Origin of the sequence: Oricola indica (assembly GCF_019966595.1) — a bacterium.
Classification (GTDB): domain Bacteria; phylum Pseudomonadota; class Alphaproteobacteria; order Rhizobiales; family Rhizobiaceae; genus Oricola; species Oricola indica.
Window position 1 is genome coordinate 21,146 of sequence record NZ_JAINFJ010000008.1, and the last position, 14,039, is coordinate 35,184.

Consider the following 14,039-nt stretch of genomic DNA (forward strand, 5'->3'; position numbering starts at 1 on the left):
CTACAGGTCCATGTCTGCCGAATTGTTGTCCCAGAGCCTGACGCTCGCACTGCCGGAACTGATCCTGGCGGGCGGTGCGATGGTGCTGCTCATGATCGGCGTGTTCGCGCCGGCCGACCGCGCCAACTCGACCGTCACCGGCCTTGCCGTCGCGGTGCTGATCGGCGTCCTCGGATGGATGTTGCTGATGGGCGGCCGGGGCGAGGCCTTCGGCGGCGCCTATGTGCAGGACGGTTATGCCGCCTTCATGAAGACGCTGACGCTGATCGGCTCCATCGTGGCGCTCGCCATGTCGGTCGGTTTTGCGCGGGCGGAAAAGTTCGACCGCTTCGAGTTCCCCATCCTGATCATGCTGTCGACGCTCGGCATGATGTTGATGGTCTCCGCCAACAGCCTGCTGACGCTCTATATGGGCCTCGAACTGCAGTCGCTGGCGCTCTACGTCGTCGCCGCCATCAACCGCGACAGTGTTCGTTCCACCGAGGCGGGCCTGAAATATTTCGTTCTCGGCGCATTGTCGTCGGGCATGATGCTCTACGGCATTTCGCTGATCTACGGCTTCACCGGCCATGTCGAGTTCACCGAGATCGCGGCGGCGTTGACCGGCGCCGACCGGTCCGTCGGCGTGCTGTTCGGCCTCGTCTTCCTGATCACCGGTCTCGCCTTCAAGATCTCCGCCGTGCCGTTCCACATGTGGACGCCTGACGTCTATGAGGGCGCGCCGACGCCGGTGACGGCCTTCTTCGCCTCCGCGCCGAAAATGGCGGCGATGGCGATGTTCGTGCGCGTCGTGATCGACGGCTTCGGCCCGGTAACCGCCGACTGGCAGCAAATCATCGTGTTCATTTCGATCGCCTCCATGATCCTCGGCGCGTTCGCCGCGATCGGTCAGCGCAACATCAAGCGCCTGATGGCCTATTCGTCCATCGGCCATATGGGCTATGCGCTGGTCGGGCTGTCGGCGGGTACGCTGGTCGGGGTCAAGGGCGTCATCATCTACATGACGATCTACCTGGCCATGACGCTCGGCACCTTCGCCGTCATCCTCGCCATGCGCCGCAAGGACGACGGCAATGTCGAGAATATCGACGATCTGGCCGGCCTGTCCTCGACCAACCCGGTCATGGCGACCGTGCTGACCATCCTGATGTTCTCGCTGGCCGGCATTCCGCCGCTCGCAGGCTTCTGGGCGAAATGGTACGTCTTCCTCGCAGCCGTCGAGGCCGGTCTCTACCCGCTCGCCATCATCGGCGTGCTCGCCTCCGTCGTCGGCGCTTTCTACTATCTGCGCATCATCAAGCTGATTTGGTTCGACGAATCCGTCGGCGGCTTCGTGCCGGCGGCAGGCGAGCTGCGGCTGGTGATGGGCGCGTCCGGGCTGTTCGTGCTCGGTTACGTGCTGATTGGCGGACCGATCGCGGCCACCGCCGAGACCGCCGCGCGGGCGCTGTTCTGATCGCGCCGGTCCGGTTCGCCGCGTGACGGGGTCGCCGATCGAGGGGCTTGCCGGCTGGCGGCGTCTCGACCTGATGTCCGTCGGCTCCACCAATTCGGAAGCCATGACGCTGGCCCATGACGGCGATCCGGGACATCTCTGGATCACCGCTGGCGAGCAGCTGTCGGGGCGGGGCCGTCGCGGACGCGGCTGGACGTCGCCCCCCGGCAATCTCTATGCCTCCGCCCTCATGATCGATCCGGCGCCTCCTGCGGCGCTGTCCTCGCTGCCGCTCGTCGTCGCGGTGGCGGTGCGCGACGCGATCGCGGCCTGCGGGCTGCCGGAGGGAGCGCAGCTGAAGATCAAGTGGCCGAACGACATCCTGCTCAACGACGCGAAATGCTGCGGCATGCTGCTGGAAAGCCAGAACCTGCGCGGCGGATCGATTGCGGTCGTGTTCGGGTGCGGCATCAACATCGTCACCTATCCGGACCCGGGGCTCTACAGCGCGACGGCGCTGAACCGGGAAGGGATCGCGGCGACGCCGGAAACGCTGTTCCTGCATCTCGCGCGGGCCTTCGACGACGCGCTCGCGCTCTGGGATTGCGGCCGCGGCATTGGCGCGATTCGCGAGAGATGGCTGGCCGATGCGCAGGGAATCGGCGAGGCGATTACAGTCAATCTTGCAAATGAGCGGGTGGAAGGCCTATTTGAAGGCATAGACCCGCACGGAATACTGCTTCTTCGCACCGGGAACGGGACACTCCGGCCAATTTCGGCCGGCGATCTTTTCTTCGACACTTCGAATATTGGTGGCGGCACCGCGTCCGCACGAGAACAACAAGAATGAATATGGACGAATTTGTGTTTGTGCCGCTCGGCGGCGTTGGTGAAATCGGCATGAATCTGGCGATGTACGGATTCGGGCCCGCAAAGAAGCGCGAGTGGATCGTCGTCGATTGCGGCGTGACCTTTCCGGGGCCGCATCTGCCGGGGGTTGACCTCGTGCTGCCGGATACGCGCTTCCTGGAAGCCGAGCGCGACCGGGTGTGCGCGATCGTCATCACCCATGCGCATGAAGACCATTACGGCGCGCTGCTGGCGCTCTATCCGCGCATTTCGCCCGAAGGCACCGTGCCTGTGCACGCCACCGCCTTCACCGCGGGACTGTTGGAAGCCAAGGCGCAATCCGAGCCGGGCGCGCCGAAGATCGATGTCACCGTCTTCGAACCGGGCGATACGCTGACCGCCGGACCGTTTGAGATCGGAACGGTGACGGTGACGCATTCCATTCCCGAACCGGTCTCGCTGGCGATCACGACGCCGCTCGGCACCGTGTTGCATACCGGCGACTGGAAGGACGACGAAGACCCGGCGATGGGGCCGAAGACCGACCGCAACGCGTTCGAGAAACTCGGCGACAAGGGTGTGCTGGCGCTGATTTGCGATTCCACCAACGCCATGCGCGAAGGCGTTTCGCCCTCCGAGAAGGAAGTGTCCGAGGGCCTGCGCAAGGTCATCGAGGCGGCCGAGGGCAGGGTGGCGGTCACCACCTTCTCCTCCAATGTCGGGCGCATTCGCTCCATTGCGGAAGCGGCGCGCGATTGCGGCCGCCAGGTGCTGCTGCTCGGGCGCTCGATCAAGCGAGTCGTCGATGTGGCGAGCGACCTTGGCTACATGGACGGCCTGCCGCCGTTTCTCGCGGAAGAGGACTTCACCCATATCCCGCGTTCGAAGGTGGTCATCATTCTGACCGGGTCGCAGGGCGAGCCGCGCGCCGCGCTGGCGAAGCTCTCGCGCGACGAGATGCGTGACGTGGCGCTGACGTCCGGCGATACCGTGGTCTATTCCTCGCGCATGATTCCCGGCAACGAGAAGGCGGTGATCGAGACGCAGAATCGGCTGATCGACATGGGGATCGAGATCATCGAGGACCGTGACGCGCTGGTGCATGTGTCCGGCCATCCCCGCCGCAACGAATTGCGGTCGATGTACAAGTGGACGCGGCCGGCGATCGGCGTGCCGGTGCATGGCGAGGCGGCGCATTTGTCGGCGCATGCGAAGCTGATGAGCGAATGCGGCATCCGCGACGTCGTGCCCGCGCGCAATGGCGACCTTGTCCGGCTCGCGCCCGGCGATCCGGAAATCATCGCCGACATTCCGCATGGCGAGATCTACAAGGACGGGCTCTTGATCGGCAGCGGCGACGACCTCGGTGTCGGCGACCGGCGCAGATTGTCCTTTGCCGGCCATGTCGCGGTCTCAATCGTGTTGAACAAACAGCGTGAACTGGCCGCCGATCCCGACCTCGTCGCGATCGGGGTGCCGCAGGTGGACGCGCGGGGCGAGGATATCGAAGACCTGATGTTCGACGCCGCCGTCGAAGCTTTCGAGAGCATTCCCCGGGCCCGCCGGCGCGACCTCGAACTGGTCGAACGCGCGGTGCATGGCGCGGTCCGCTCCGCGGCGCGCAATGCCTGGGGCAAGAAGCCGCTGGTCAGCGTACTCGTATCGAGCGCCTGATCGGGGTATCAGCCCCGGACCGGATTATTGGAGACTGTCATGCTTGGACGTTTGAACCACGTCGCCATCGCCGTGCCCGATCTGGCCGCGGCGGCCAACAAGTACAGCACCGTTCTCGGCGCGACGGTGTCGGAGCCGCAGGCCTTGCCCGAACACGGCGTGACGGTGGTCTTCGTCGAACTGGCCAACACCAAGACCGAATTGCTGGAGCCGCTCGGCGAGAATTCGCCGATCGCCGCCTTCCTGGCCAAGAACCCGTCGGGCGGCATTCACCACATGTGCTACGAGGTCGACGACATCCTCGCCGCGCGCGATGCGCTCAAGAGCGACGGCGTACGGGTGCTGGGAGACGGCGAGCCGAAGACCGGCGCGCATGGCAAGCCGGTGCTGTTCCTCCACCCCAAGGACTTCGACGGCACGCTGATCGAACTCGAACAGGTATAGGCGCCGACCGTGAACGTGATTTCCGCCCTCGCAATCTACTTCATCATCTGGTGGATCGTGCTCTTCATGATGCTGCCGATCGGCGTGCGCAGCCAGGTGGAGGAGAACGACATCACGCTCGGTACGGAACATGGCGCTCCGGCGAAACCGGCGCTCGGCAAGAAGATGGCGATGACCACAGTCATCTCGCTCGTGATCTTCGGGCTGTTCTATTACGTCACGGCGGTGATGGGATACAGCGTCGACGACCTGCCGCGGATCGTTCCCGAATTCCGTTGATCTGAAGAAAAGCCAAGGCTGAAAAAAATTAAGTGGCAGGGTTTGCACCCTGCCACTCAGAACGGGCCCGATTTTCATCCGCTGCCGTGGCAGCGTCGCAGCTCGACATGCGAGCGCGGAAAATCCATTCCTCCCAAGACTTTGACCACGTTCGTTAGCCCGGCCGGGTATGCCCGGTTCGAGCCAGCGTCTTACGTAGCAATGCTTTCGCCCCTTGTCACCGAAAAAATTGCATTGGTTATGCGTCGTATTGCCCATGGAGTTTCATCCGGCGTCAAAACGGCGCGCCACAACCGTTTCAATTTGCGGGCGAAGCGCTTATGAAGGCGGCCGTAATGCCGGAATTGCGCCCGATTCTTGCCTTACCCGAACACTTCGATTCTGGAACCAGCCCATGCGTCTGTCGCGTTATTTCCTGCCGCTTCTGAAGGAAAATCCCAAGGAAGCCGAGATCGTTTCCCATCGCCTTATGCTGCGCGCCGGCATGATCCGCCAGCAGGCTGCCGGCATCTATTCTATGCTGCCACTCGGCAAGAAGGTGCTGGACAAGGTCTGCAACATCATCCGCGAGGAGCAGAACCGGGCCGGCGCTATCGAGATCCTGATGCCGACCGTCCAACCTGCCGATCTGTGGATCGAGAGCGGACGGTATAATGATTACGGTCAGGAAATGCTGCGCATACGCGACCGGCATGATCGCGCGATGTTGTTCGGCCCGACCAACGAGGAAATGGTCACCGATATTTTCCGGTCCTATGTGCGCTCCTACAAGGACCTTCCGCTCAATCTCTACCACATTCAGTGGAAGTTCCGTGACGAGGTGCGGCCGCGCTTCGGCGTCATGCGCGGGCGCGAGTTCCTGATGAAGGACGCTTATTCTTTCGATCTCGATTTCGAGGGCGCGCGCGCGGCGTATAACCGCATGTTCGTCGCCTATCTGCGCACCTTCGACCGCTGCGGCCTGAAATCGATCCCCATGCGCGCAGACACCGGACCGATCGGCGGCGACCTCAGCCACGAGTTCATCGTGCTCGCCGAGACCGGTGAGTCGGAGGTTTTCTGCCACCGCGATTATCTGGAGCTGGACGTGCCCGGCGCCAATGTCGATTTCAACGACGACGCGCAGATGGCGTCCATCGTCGAGAAGTGGACGACGCCCTATGCGGCGACCGACGAGATGCATGACGAGGCCGAATGGGCGAAGACGCCGGAAGCCGAGCGCCTGTCCGCGCGGGGCATCGAGGTTGGCCATATCTTCCATTTCGGCACGAAATATTCCGAACCGATGGGCGCGGCCGTGACCGGCCCGGATGGCAAGCAGCACAATGTCTCGATGGGCTCCTACGGCATCGGCCCGACGCGCCTTATCGGCGCCATCATCGAGGCCTCCCATGACGACAATGGAATCATCTGGCCGGAAAGCGTCGCGCCCTTCGGTGCGGCCATCGTCAACATGAAGCCCGGCGATGCCGGTTGCGACGGCGTGTCCGATCAGGTCTATGCGGCGCTGACCAAAGCCGGGGTCGACCCGCTTCTCGATGACACGGACGACCGGGCCGGAGCCAAATTCGCGGCGATGGACCTGATCGGGCTGCCCTGGCAGGTGGTCGTCGGCCCGCGCGGCGTCGGCAACGGCGTTGTCGAGGTCAAGAACCGCAAGACCGGCGAGCGCCAGGAAGTGACGCCCGAAGCAGCCGTCAACATGCTCACAGGCAGAGGCTGACCGCGTGACCGCAGTGGCCGAAAGCCCCACCGAGACAACCCCGTCCGCGCAGCGCAACGGCAATGCGCGCCCGTTTTCCGCCTTCGAAAGGCTGGTGGCGTGGCGCTACCTGAAGCCGCGCCGCAAGGAAGCGGCCGTTTCCATCGTGACCCTGATCTCGCTGATCGGCGTCACGCTGGGCGTGGCGGCGCTGATCATCGTCATGGCGGTGATGAATGGTTTCCGGGGCGAATTGCTCGACCGCATTCTCGGACTGAACGGGCATCTCGTGATCTCGGCCATCGAACGGCCGCTGGACGATTACGAGGCGGTGTCGGAACGCGTGTCGGGTGTGCCCGGCGTGAAGATGGCAATGCCCATCGTCGAGGGCCAGGCGCTGGCGACCGGCAATGTTGGCGCGGGGGCGGGCGTTCTCGTGCGCGGCGTGCGCGGCGCGGATTTCGTCAAGCTCGATTCCATCGCCGGAAACATCAAGGAAGGATCGATCGAATCCTACCTGACGGGCGACGGCGTCGCGATCGGAACGCGCATGGCGCTCAATCTCGGCCTCGTGACGGGCGACCTGATCAAGGTCATCTCGCCGGAAGGCGATGTGACGCCCTTCGGAACCACGCCGCGCGTGAAATCCTATCCCGTGCGCGCGATCTTCGAGATGGGCATGTCGGAATATGACAGCTCGATCATCTTCATGCCGCTCGAGGAAGCCCAGCTCTATTTCAATGTGGAGGGCGAGGCGCAGGTCATCGAACTGTTCGTCGATGACCCCGACGCCGTGGATTCCTACCGGCCGCTGATCGAGGCGGCGGCCGAGCGGCCGATTCTGATGTCCGACTGGCGACAGCGCAACCAGGCCTTCTTCTCGGCGCTGATCATCGAGCGCAACGCGATGTTCCTGATCCTGTCGATCGTGGTCCTTGTCGCCTCGCTGAACATCATCGCGAGCCTGATCATGATGGTGAAGGAAAAGGCGCGGGGCGTTGCGATCCTGCGCACCATGGGGGCGACGCAGGCCTCTATTATGCGCATCTTCATCATGGCCGGAATTGGCGTCGGTTTCGTCGGAACGGCGACGGGCTTCATGCTCGGGCTGCTGGTGTGCTGGAACATCAAGGGCATCCAGCGGCTGATGAACTGGATGGCGGGCGCGGATGTTTGGGACCCGACCATCCGCTTTCTCAGCGAGATCCCGGCGAAGATGAACCCCTACGAGACGCTGGCCGTGGTGGTTCTCTCGCTCAGCCTTTCCTTTCTGGCCGCGATCCTGCCGGCATGGCGCGCCGCCAAGCTCGATCCCGTCGAAGCGTTGAGGTACGAGTGATGGCCGGCGACAGCACCGTACTGCGCCTGACGGGCGTGCATCGCGCCTACAAGGAAGGCGACCATCTGCTCGAAATTCTCAAGGGCGCCGACTTCGAGTTGCGGGCTGGAGAGATGGTGGCGATGGTCGCGCCGTCAGGCGCCGGCAAGTCGACGCTTCTGCATCTGGCGGGCCTTCTGGAGCGCCCGGACGAGGGCGAGGTCTTCATCGCAGACACGGGCTGCGGAACGCTCAGCGACGCGGAGCGCACGGCAAGGCGCCGCAACGATATCGGCTTCGTCTACCAGTTCCACCATCTCCTGCCGGAATTCTCGGCGCTGGAGAATGTCATGATCCCGCAGATGATCCGGGGTCTGGCAAAGAGCGAGGCGGAGACGCGGGCGCGCCAGTTGCTCGACTATCTTCGCATCGGACCGCGCGCGGAACACCGCCCGGCCGAACTCTCCGGCGGCGAACAGCAGCGCGTCGCCATAGCGCGCGCGGTTGCCAATGCGCCGCTCGTCCTGCTGGCCGACGAACCGACCGGCAATCTCGATCCCGAAACCTCGGGCTATGTCTTCGAGGCGCTGGCTGCGCTCGCACGCCAGTCGGGCCTGTCGGCGCTGGTCGCGACGCATAATCACGCGCTTGCCGAACGCATGGACCGCGTGGTCACGCTTGCCGACGGGCAGATTGTTCCCTTTACCGGCTGATCCGCCTTTAACCACTCGTTAACCGAGGATTCCCCGTTCGCGAGGCTAGGACTCTTTTCCCTTGAAAAGAGAACAAAACAAAAACATAAAGAAGACAGACACAAAACAAGGAGACAAAACCATGACTTCCATCGTCCGTGACATCGCCTCTTTCGTTTCCATCGCTGCCTTCATCGCGACCTTTTCGATCTGCGTGAACGCGCTCTGATTTCATGCTTTCCACAGCCATGCCGGGAATGGTTTCCGGCAAGGCTGGACCGCGCCGTTCCGGCCTACCATAGTTGGTGTCACGCGACTCGCCGGAGCGCGATCAAATCACCAGAGAGCGGAACGGACCATGGCCGGACAACAGTCGGACAAGCATGACGAGCAGGCGGCTTCGGCCGCGCCCAGCTTCATCCATCTGCGCGTCCACTCGGCCTATTCGCTTCTCGAAGGCGCGTTGCCGCTGAAGAAGATCATCGGCTTTGCCGAGACGAACCGCATGCCGGCCATCGGCATTGCCGACAGCGGCAATCTGTTCGGTGCGCTGGAATTCGCGCAGAAGGCGTCGGGCGACGGGATTCAGCCAATCATCGGCTGCCAGCTCGATCTCGTCTTCGACGGCGATCTCGCCACGCCGCGCTCCGGCAGCGGCCGCACGTCCCATATTCGCCAGACCGAGAACGTGGTGCTGATCGCCGCGACGGAGACCGGTTATTCGAACCTCGTTGAGCTCGTCTCCAAATCCTATCTCGACACGGATGAGGGGGCGCGTGCGCAGTTGCGCTTCGACTGGCTGAAGGACCGCGCCGAGGGCGTGATCTGCCTGACCGGCGGCCCGCTCGGTCCGATCGGGCGCATGATTGCCGACGGGCATCAGCCGATTGCCGAGCAGCGGCTACTGGCCCTCAAGGATATCTACGGAGACCGCCTGTATATCGAATTGCAGCGTCACAAGGGATATGACCGCGCGGTCGAGCAGGGAAGCGTCGACCTGGCCTACAGGCATCTCGTTCCGCTGGTCGCGACCAACGAGGCGTTCTTTCTCAAGCCCGACGATTTCGAGGCACATGACGCCCTGATCGCCATCGCGGAGGGCTCTCTTCTGTCGATCGACGACCGCCGGCAATTGACTCCCGATCACTGGCTGAAGCCAGAAGCCGAGATGATCGCACTCTTTGCCGATCTGCCCGAGGCGGTCGAGAACACCGTCGAGATCGCGCGGCGCTGTTCCTACTACCCGAAAAATCGCAAGCCGATCCTGCCGCGCTTCGCGGCCTCCGAGGGCGTCAGCCACCAGGAAGCGGTGGCCGCCGAAGCCAATGAACTGCGTCGCCAGGCGCGTGAGGGCCTCGAGAAGCGGATACGCGAGCAGGGCATGAGCGAGGGGTACGAGCGCGGCGAATATGACGAGCGGCTGGAATACGAACTCAACATCATCGAGACGATGCAGTTCCCGGGCTACTTCCTGATCGTCTCCGACTTCATCAAATGGGCGAAGGCGCACGATATTCCGGTCGGTCCGGGTCGCGGGTCGGGCGCGGGTTCGCTCGTCGCATGGGCGCTGACGATCACCGATGTCGATCCGCTGCGTTTCTCGCTCTTGTTCGAGCGCTTCCTCAACCCGGATCGCGTCTCGATGCCGGACTTCGATATCGACTTTTGCCAGGACCGGCGCGAGGAGGTGATCCGCTACGTCCAGGAGAAATACGGACGCGAGCAGGTCGGCCAGATCATCACCTTCGGAACGCTGCAGGCACGCGCCGTGCTGCGCGACGTCGGACGTGTGCTGGAAATGCCCTACGGACAGGTCGACCGGCTGTGCAAGCTCGTCCCGAACAATCCGGCCAATCCCACGCCGCTCGGCAAGGCGATCGAGGAGGAGCCGAAATTCGAGGAGGAAAAGGAGAAGGAGCCCATCGTCGGACGACTGCTCGACATGGCTCTTAAGCTCGAAGGCCTTTACCGGCACGCCTCGACCCACGCCGCCGGCATCGTCATCGGCGACCGGCCGCTTTGGCAATTGGTGCCGATGTATTCCGATCCGCGTTCGGACATGCCGGTCACGCAGTTCAACATGAAGAAGGTCGAGGATGCCGGCCTGGTCAAGTTCGACTTCCTCGGTCTGAAGACGCTGACCGTTCTGAAGACCGCCGTCGACCTGATCGCGCGCAAAGGGATCAAGATCGATCTGTCCAACTTGCCGTTCGACGACCGTCCGACCTACGAGATGATGTCGCGTGGCGAGGTCGTCGGTGTGTTCCAGGTTGAATCGGCGGGCATGCGCAAGGCGCTGCTCGGCATGAAGCCGGACCGTATCGAGGACATCATCGCGCTGGTGGCGCTCTACCGGCCGGGTCCGATGGAGAACATCCCGACCTACAATGCGCGCAAGCATGGCGAGGAGGAGATCGCGTCGATCCATCCGAAGATCGACCATCTCGTCAAGGAGACGCAGGGCGTCATCGTCTACCAGGAACAGGTGATGCAGATCGCCCAGGAACTGGCGGGCTACACGCTTGGACAGGCGGACCTTCTGCGCCGCGCCATGGGCAAGAAGATCCGCGCCGAGATGGAAAAGCAGCGCGGCATCTTCGTCGAGGGCGCCGTCGAGCGGGGCGTCTCCAAGAACCAGGCCGACTTCATCTTCGACCTGCTGGCCAAGTTCGCCGACTACGGCTTCAACAAGTCTCACGCAGCCGCTTATGCCATCGTGTCCTACCAGACCGCCTATCTGAAGGCGCATTACCCGGTCGAGTTCCTCGCCGCGTCGATGACCTACGACATGGCGAATGCCGACAAGCTGAACGATTTCCGCCGCGACGCCATACGGCTCGGCATCGAGGTGCAGCCGCCGTCGGTGCAGACGTCCTACCGGGCCTTCGAGGTCGGCGAAAAGACGATCTACTATGCGCTTGCCGCCATCAAGGGCGTCGGCGACGCGGCGGTGGACCACATCGTCGAGCGGCGCGGCGACAAGCCGTTCGCGAGCCTCGAGGACTTCGCCAACCGTATCGACACCCGCATCGTCAACCGGCGTACGCTGGAAGGGCTGATCGCGGCGGGCGCGCTCGACTGTTTCGGCCATGACCGGGCGGCTCTCGTCGCGGGGCTGGACCGCATCGTCGGCCTCTCGCAGCGGGCCGTCGAGCAGGCTGAAAGCGGGCAGGGCGACATCTTCGGAACGCTCGCCGCAGTGGAGCCGGAGCGATTGTACCTGCCGCATACGGAGCCCTGGCCGACCGCCGACAAGCTGATGCGCGAGTTCCAGGCGCTCGGCTTCTACTTCTCCGCCCATCCGCTCGACGACTACGCGCCGGTATTGGAGCGGATGCGCGTGCAGCAATATGCCGATTTCGCGCTGGCCGTGAAACGCGGCGCGAAGGCCGGGCGTCTCGCCGGAACGGTCGCATCGAAACAGGTGCGCCGAACGCGCATGGGCAACAAGATGGGCATCTTCGTGCTCTCGGACGCGACCGGGCAGTTCGAAGTAGTGATGTTCTCCGAGACGCTGCAAGCCTATGAAGACGTGATGGAACCCGGCTCCTCGGTGGTGATCGAGGTCGGCGCCGACAATCGCGAGGAAGGCATCAGCCTGCGCGCCAACAAGGTGCGGCGCCTCGACGACGAGACGCATCGCCAGAACCACACGCTGCGCATCTTCGTGCGCGACCAGAAGCCGCTGAAGAGCATCGCCGCGCATCTGAAACCCACGGGCGACAGCCCGGTTTCGCTGATCGTCATCAAGGGCGAAGGCGGCGGCGAGGTCGAGGTCTCGATCGGCGACAACTACCTGGTTTCGCCGCCGATCGCGGGTGCAGTGAAGGCGATCCCTGGCGTGGTGGACGTGGAACTGGTCTAGAAACCGATGGCAGGCCGCGCCAGCATCAGCCAGACGATGGCCAGCACCGCCGCGAAGGCCGGGAAGCCGCAGGCGAACCAGATGCGGAAGAGCCGGTGGAAGCGCTCGGGCAGGGCGGTGCCTTCGGCGTCGGCCTGACGCGCCATGTTGCGCAACTGGATCTGGATCCACACGACGGGCAGCCAGAACAGACCGATGACGAGATAGAGGATCAGCGACAGGGCAACCCAGCCTTCCGTCAGCGGCCAGCCGACCTCGCGGGCCAGCAGGTAACCGGTTATGGGCTGGACGATGACCGCCGTCGCCGTGAACAGCGTGTCGGCGATGACCACGGTGGCGGCGACATGCGCGATCAGGGCAGGCTTGCCGGTGCGTTTGGCCATCACCATGAAGAAGGCGATACCCGCGCCGGTGCCGAGAAAGACGCAGGCGCCGATCACATGCAGCCAGCGCAGGACGAGGGCGTATTCCAGTTCCATCAGCGCTCCCTCAACATGGAGCGGGTGACAAGGGCGAGCATGATCGTCGGCACGATCTTGACCAGCGAGCCGAGCGGATCGCCCCACAGCCATGGCGTGAACACGGTGGCGGCGGCGAGGTAGAACGCGCTGACACCGGCCATGGCGAGGCAGGCGAGCGCCGCGAAACGCCGCACGAGGATCATGACAGCCAGCCCGACATCGATCGCGGACCAGAAAAGGACCGAACTCTTCGCGAGCCATAGCGGCCAGCCGACGGCGGCAAGGACACCCGCCGCCGCTTCCAGGCGAATGAAGCCGACGATCCCGGACACCGCCCACAGGAAAACGAGCGCCGCGACGGCGAAGGGCATTGCAAGCGCCATGCGCGCCGCGAGCCTGTCCTCGGACCGGGCGGGCATTGAAGCCAGTGTCTGCTCGAATGTCGCGACGGGTTTGCCGGTGTGGGCGCGCCAGGGAGCGGGATCGCCTCCGACGCCGTCCCGCATGACGTCCATGGCCGTGCTGCGCAGCGGTGAGCGCCAGCCAAGGCGGCCGAGCGCGTCTGCGCCCTGACTGACCAGAGCCGTCAGCATGTCCGGCATGACGATTGTTGTTTTGGCGGGGTCGAATCCGAGCCAGCGGCGAATGCCGGCGATGACCGTTTCGAGCGTGTGCGCGTGGTCTTCGACAAGGTCGAGCGTCTGGCCGGACCCCAGTTCGCCCTCGACCGCCATCGTCACCGCGTCCGTCAGATCGGCGAGGGACACTGTGCGCACCGGTGTGTCGGGATGGGCGATGGGCTGGATGAGCGGGAAGGCCACGAGCATGCGCAGCAGTGCCGTGCCGCCATAGGCCGTCGGCGCGATGACGAGGCCGGGACGCAGGATTGCGTAGTCGCCGCCCGCGGCGCGGATGGCCGCGTCGCCTTTCGCCTTCGTGCGGAAAAAGGCCGTGGAAGCGTCGGGCGAGACACCCGCCGCCGATATCTGCACCAGCCTGACGTCGCTCCTGGCGCAGGCCTTCACGAGCGCCGAGACCGCGTCCGCATGGATCGCGTGGAGGTGGTCGCGCGGGCCGTCCTGCAAGGCGCCGGCGCAATTGACCACCGCGTCATGGCCGGCGATGACCGCGAGCCAGTCCTCCGGCGACAGCATCGTCGCCATGTCGCGGATGATCCAGTCGATGCCGGGCAAGACGCGCCGCGCGGTCTCGCCGTTGCGGCCGAGACCCGTGACCTCGTGGCCGGCCGCGATCAGGCGGGAGGCGAGGCCCGCGCCGATCAGGCCATAGGCGCCAAGAACGAGGACGCGCATGCGTGGG

The 14,039-nt window shown here is 64.2% G+C and carries 11 protein-coding genes; 9 read left to right on the forward strand and 2 right to left on the reverse strand.

Annotation, left to right across the window (positions count from 1 at the left end; all coding sequences use genetic code 11):
* Positions 1-10 precede the first annotated feature (10 nt).
* From nuoN to dnaE, 9 genes are all read left to right on the forward strand, one after another.
* Positions 11-1,456, forward strand: a complete 1,446-nt coding sequence (gene nuoN / locus LC343_RS18050) for an NADH-quinone oxidoreductase subunit NuoN (protein ID WP_223478568.1) — start codon at positions 11-13, stop codon at positions 1,454-1,456.
* Positions 1,457-1,529: 73 nt separating this feature from the next.
* Positions 1,530-2,285: a biotin--[acetyl-CoA-carboxylase] ligase gene (locus LC343_RS18055; protein WP_238484383.1), complete on the forward strand. Its 756-nt coding sequence runs from the start codon at positions 1,530-1,532 to the stop codon at positions 2,283-2,285.
* On the forward strand, positions 2,282-3,958 hold the full coding sequence (locus LC343_RS18060; protein WP_223478570.1) for a ribonuclease J: 1,677 nt from the start codon (positions 2,282-2,284) through the stop codon (positions 3,956-3,958). Before LC343_RS18055 ends, LC343_RS18060 begins: the two co-directional genes overlap by 4 nt.
* A 39-nt stretch (positions 3,959-3,997) precedes the next feature.
* Positions 3,998-4,402: a methylmalonyl-CoA epimerase gene (mce, locus tag LC343_RS18065; RefSeq protein ID WP_223478571.1), complete on the forward strand. Its 405-nt coding sequence runs from the start codon at positions 3,998-4,000 to the stop codon at positions 4,400-4,402.
* Between the two features lie 9 nt (positions 4,403-4,411).
* Positions 4,412-4,681, forward strand: coding sequence for a DUF1467 family protein (locus tag LC343_RS18070; protein ID WP_223478572.1), 270 nt, complete (start codon positions 4,412-4,414; stop codon positions 4,679-4,681).
* 394 nt (positions 4,682-5,075) lie between these two features.
* Entirely contained in the window at positions 5,076-6,404 is a 1,329-nt protein-coding gene (proS, locus tag LC343_RS18075; protein WP_223478573.1) for a proline--tRNA ligase, read from the forward strand.
* A 4-nt stretch (positions 6,405-6,408) separates the two neighbouring features.
* Positions 6,409-7,722, forward strand: a complete 1,314-nt coding sequence (locus LC343_RS18080) for a lipoprotein-releasing ABC transporter permease subunit (RefSeq protein ID WP_428982604.1) — start codon at positions 6,409-6,411, stop codon at positions 7,720-7,722.
* Positions 7,722-8,414 carry an ABC transporter ATP-binding protein gene (locus tag LC343_RS18085; RefSeq protein WP_223478574.1) on the forward strand — a complete coding sequence of 231 codons (693 nt, stop codon included), beginning with the start codon at positions 7,722-7,724 and terminating at the stop codon, positions 8,412-8,414. The genes LC343_RS18080 and LC343_RS18085 overlap by 1 nt, the downstream gene beginning before the upstream one ends.
* A 337-nt stretch (positions 8,415-8,751) precedes the next feature.
* Entirely contained in the window at positions 8,752-12,258 is a 3,507-nt protein-coding gene (gene dnaE, locus LC343_RS18090; protein WP_223478575.1) for a DNA polymerase III subunit alpha, read from the forward strand.
* Here the strand turns inward: dnaE and LC343_RS18095 are convergent.
* Together LC343_RS18095 and LC343_RS18100 are read right to left on the reverse strand one after the other, a co-directional pair.
* The gene (locus LC343_RS18095) at positions 12,255-12,737 is read right to left on the reverse strand and encodes a DUF2269 family protein (RefSeq protein WP_223478576.1); all 483 of its coding nucleotides are present in this window, start codon (positions 12,735-12,737) and stop codon (positions 12,255-12,257) included. The genes dnaE and LC343_RS18095 overlap by 4 nt on opposite strands.
* The gene (locus LC343_RS18100; protein ID WP_223478577.1) at positions 12,737-14,032 is read right to left on the reverse strand and encodes an SDR family oxidoreductase; all 1,296 of its coding nucleotides are present in this window, start codon (positions 14,030-14,032) and stop codon (positions 12,737-12,739) included. Before LC343_RS18100 ends, LC343_RS18095 begins: the two co-directional genes overlap by 1 nt.
* Positions 14,033-14,039: the final 7 nt, after the last annotated feature.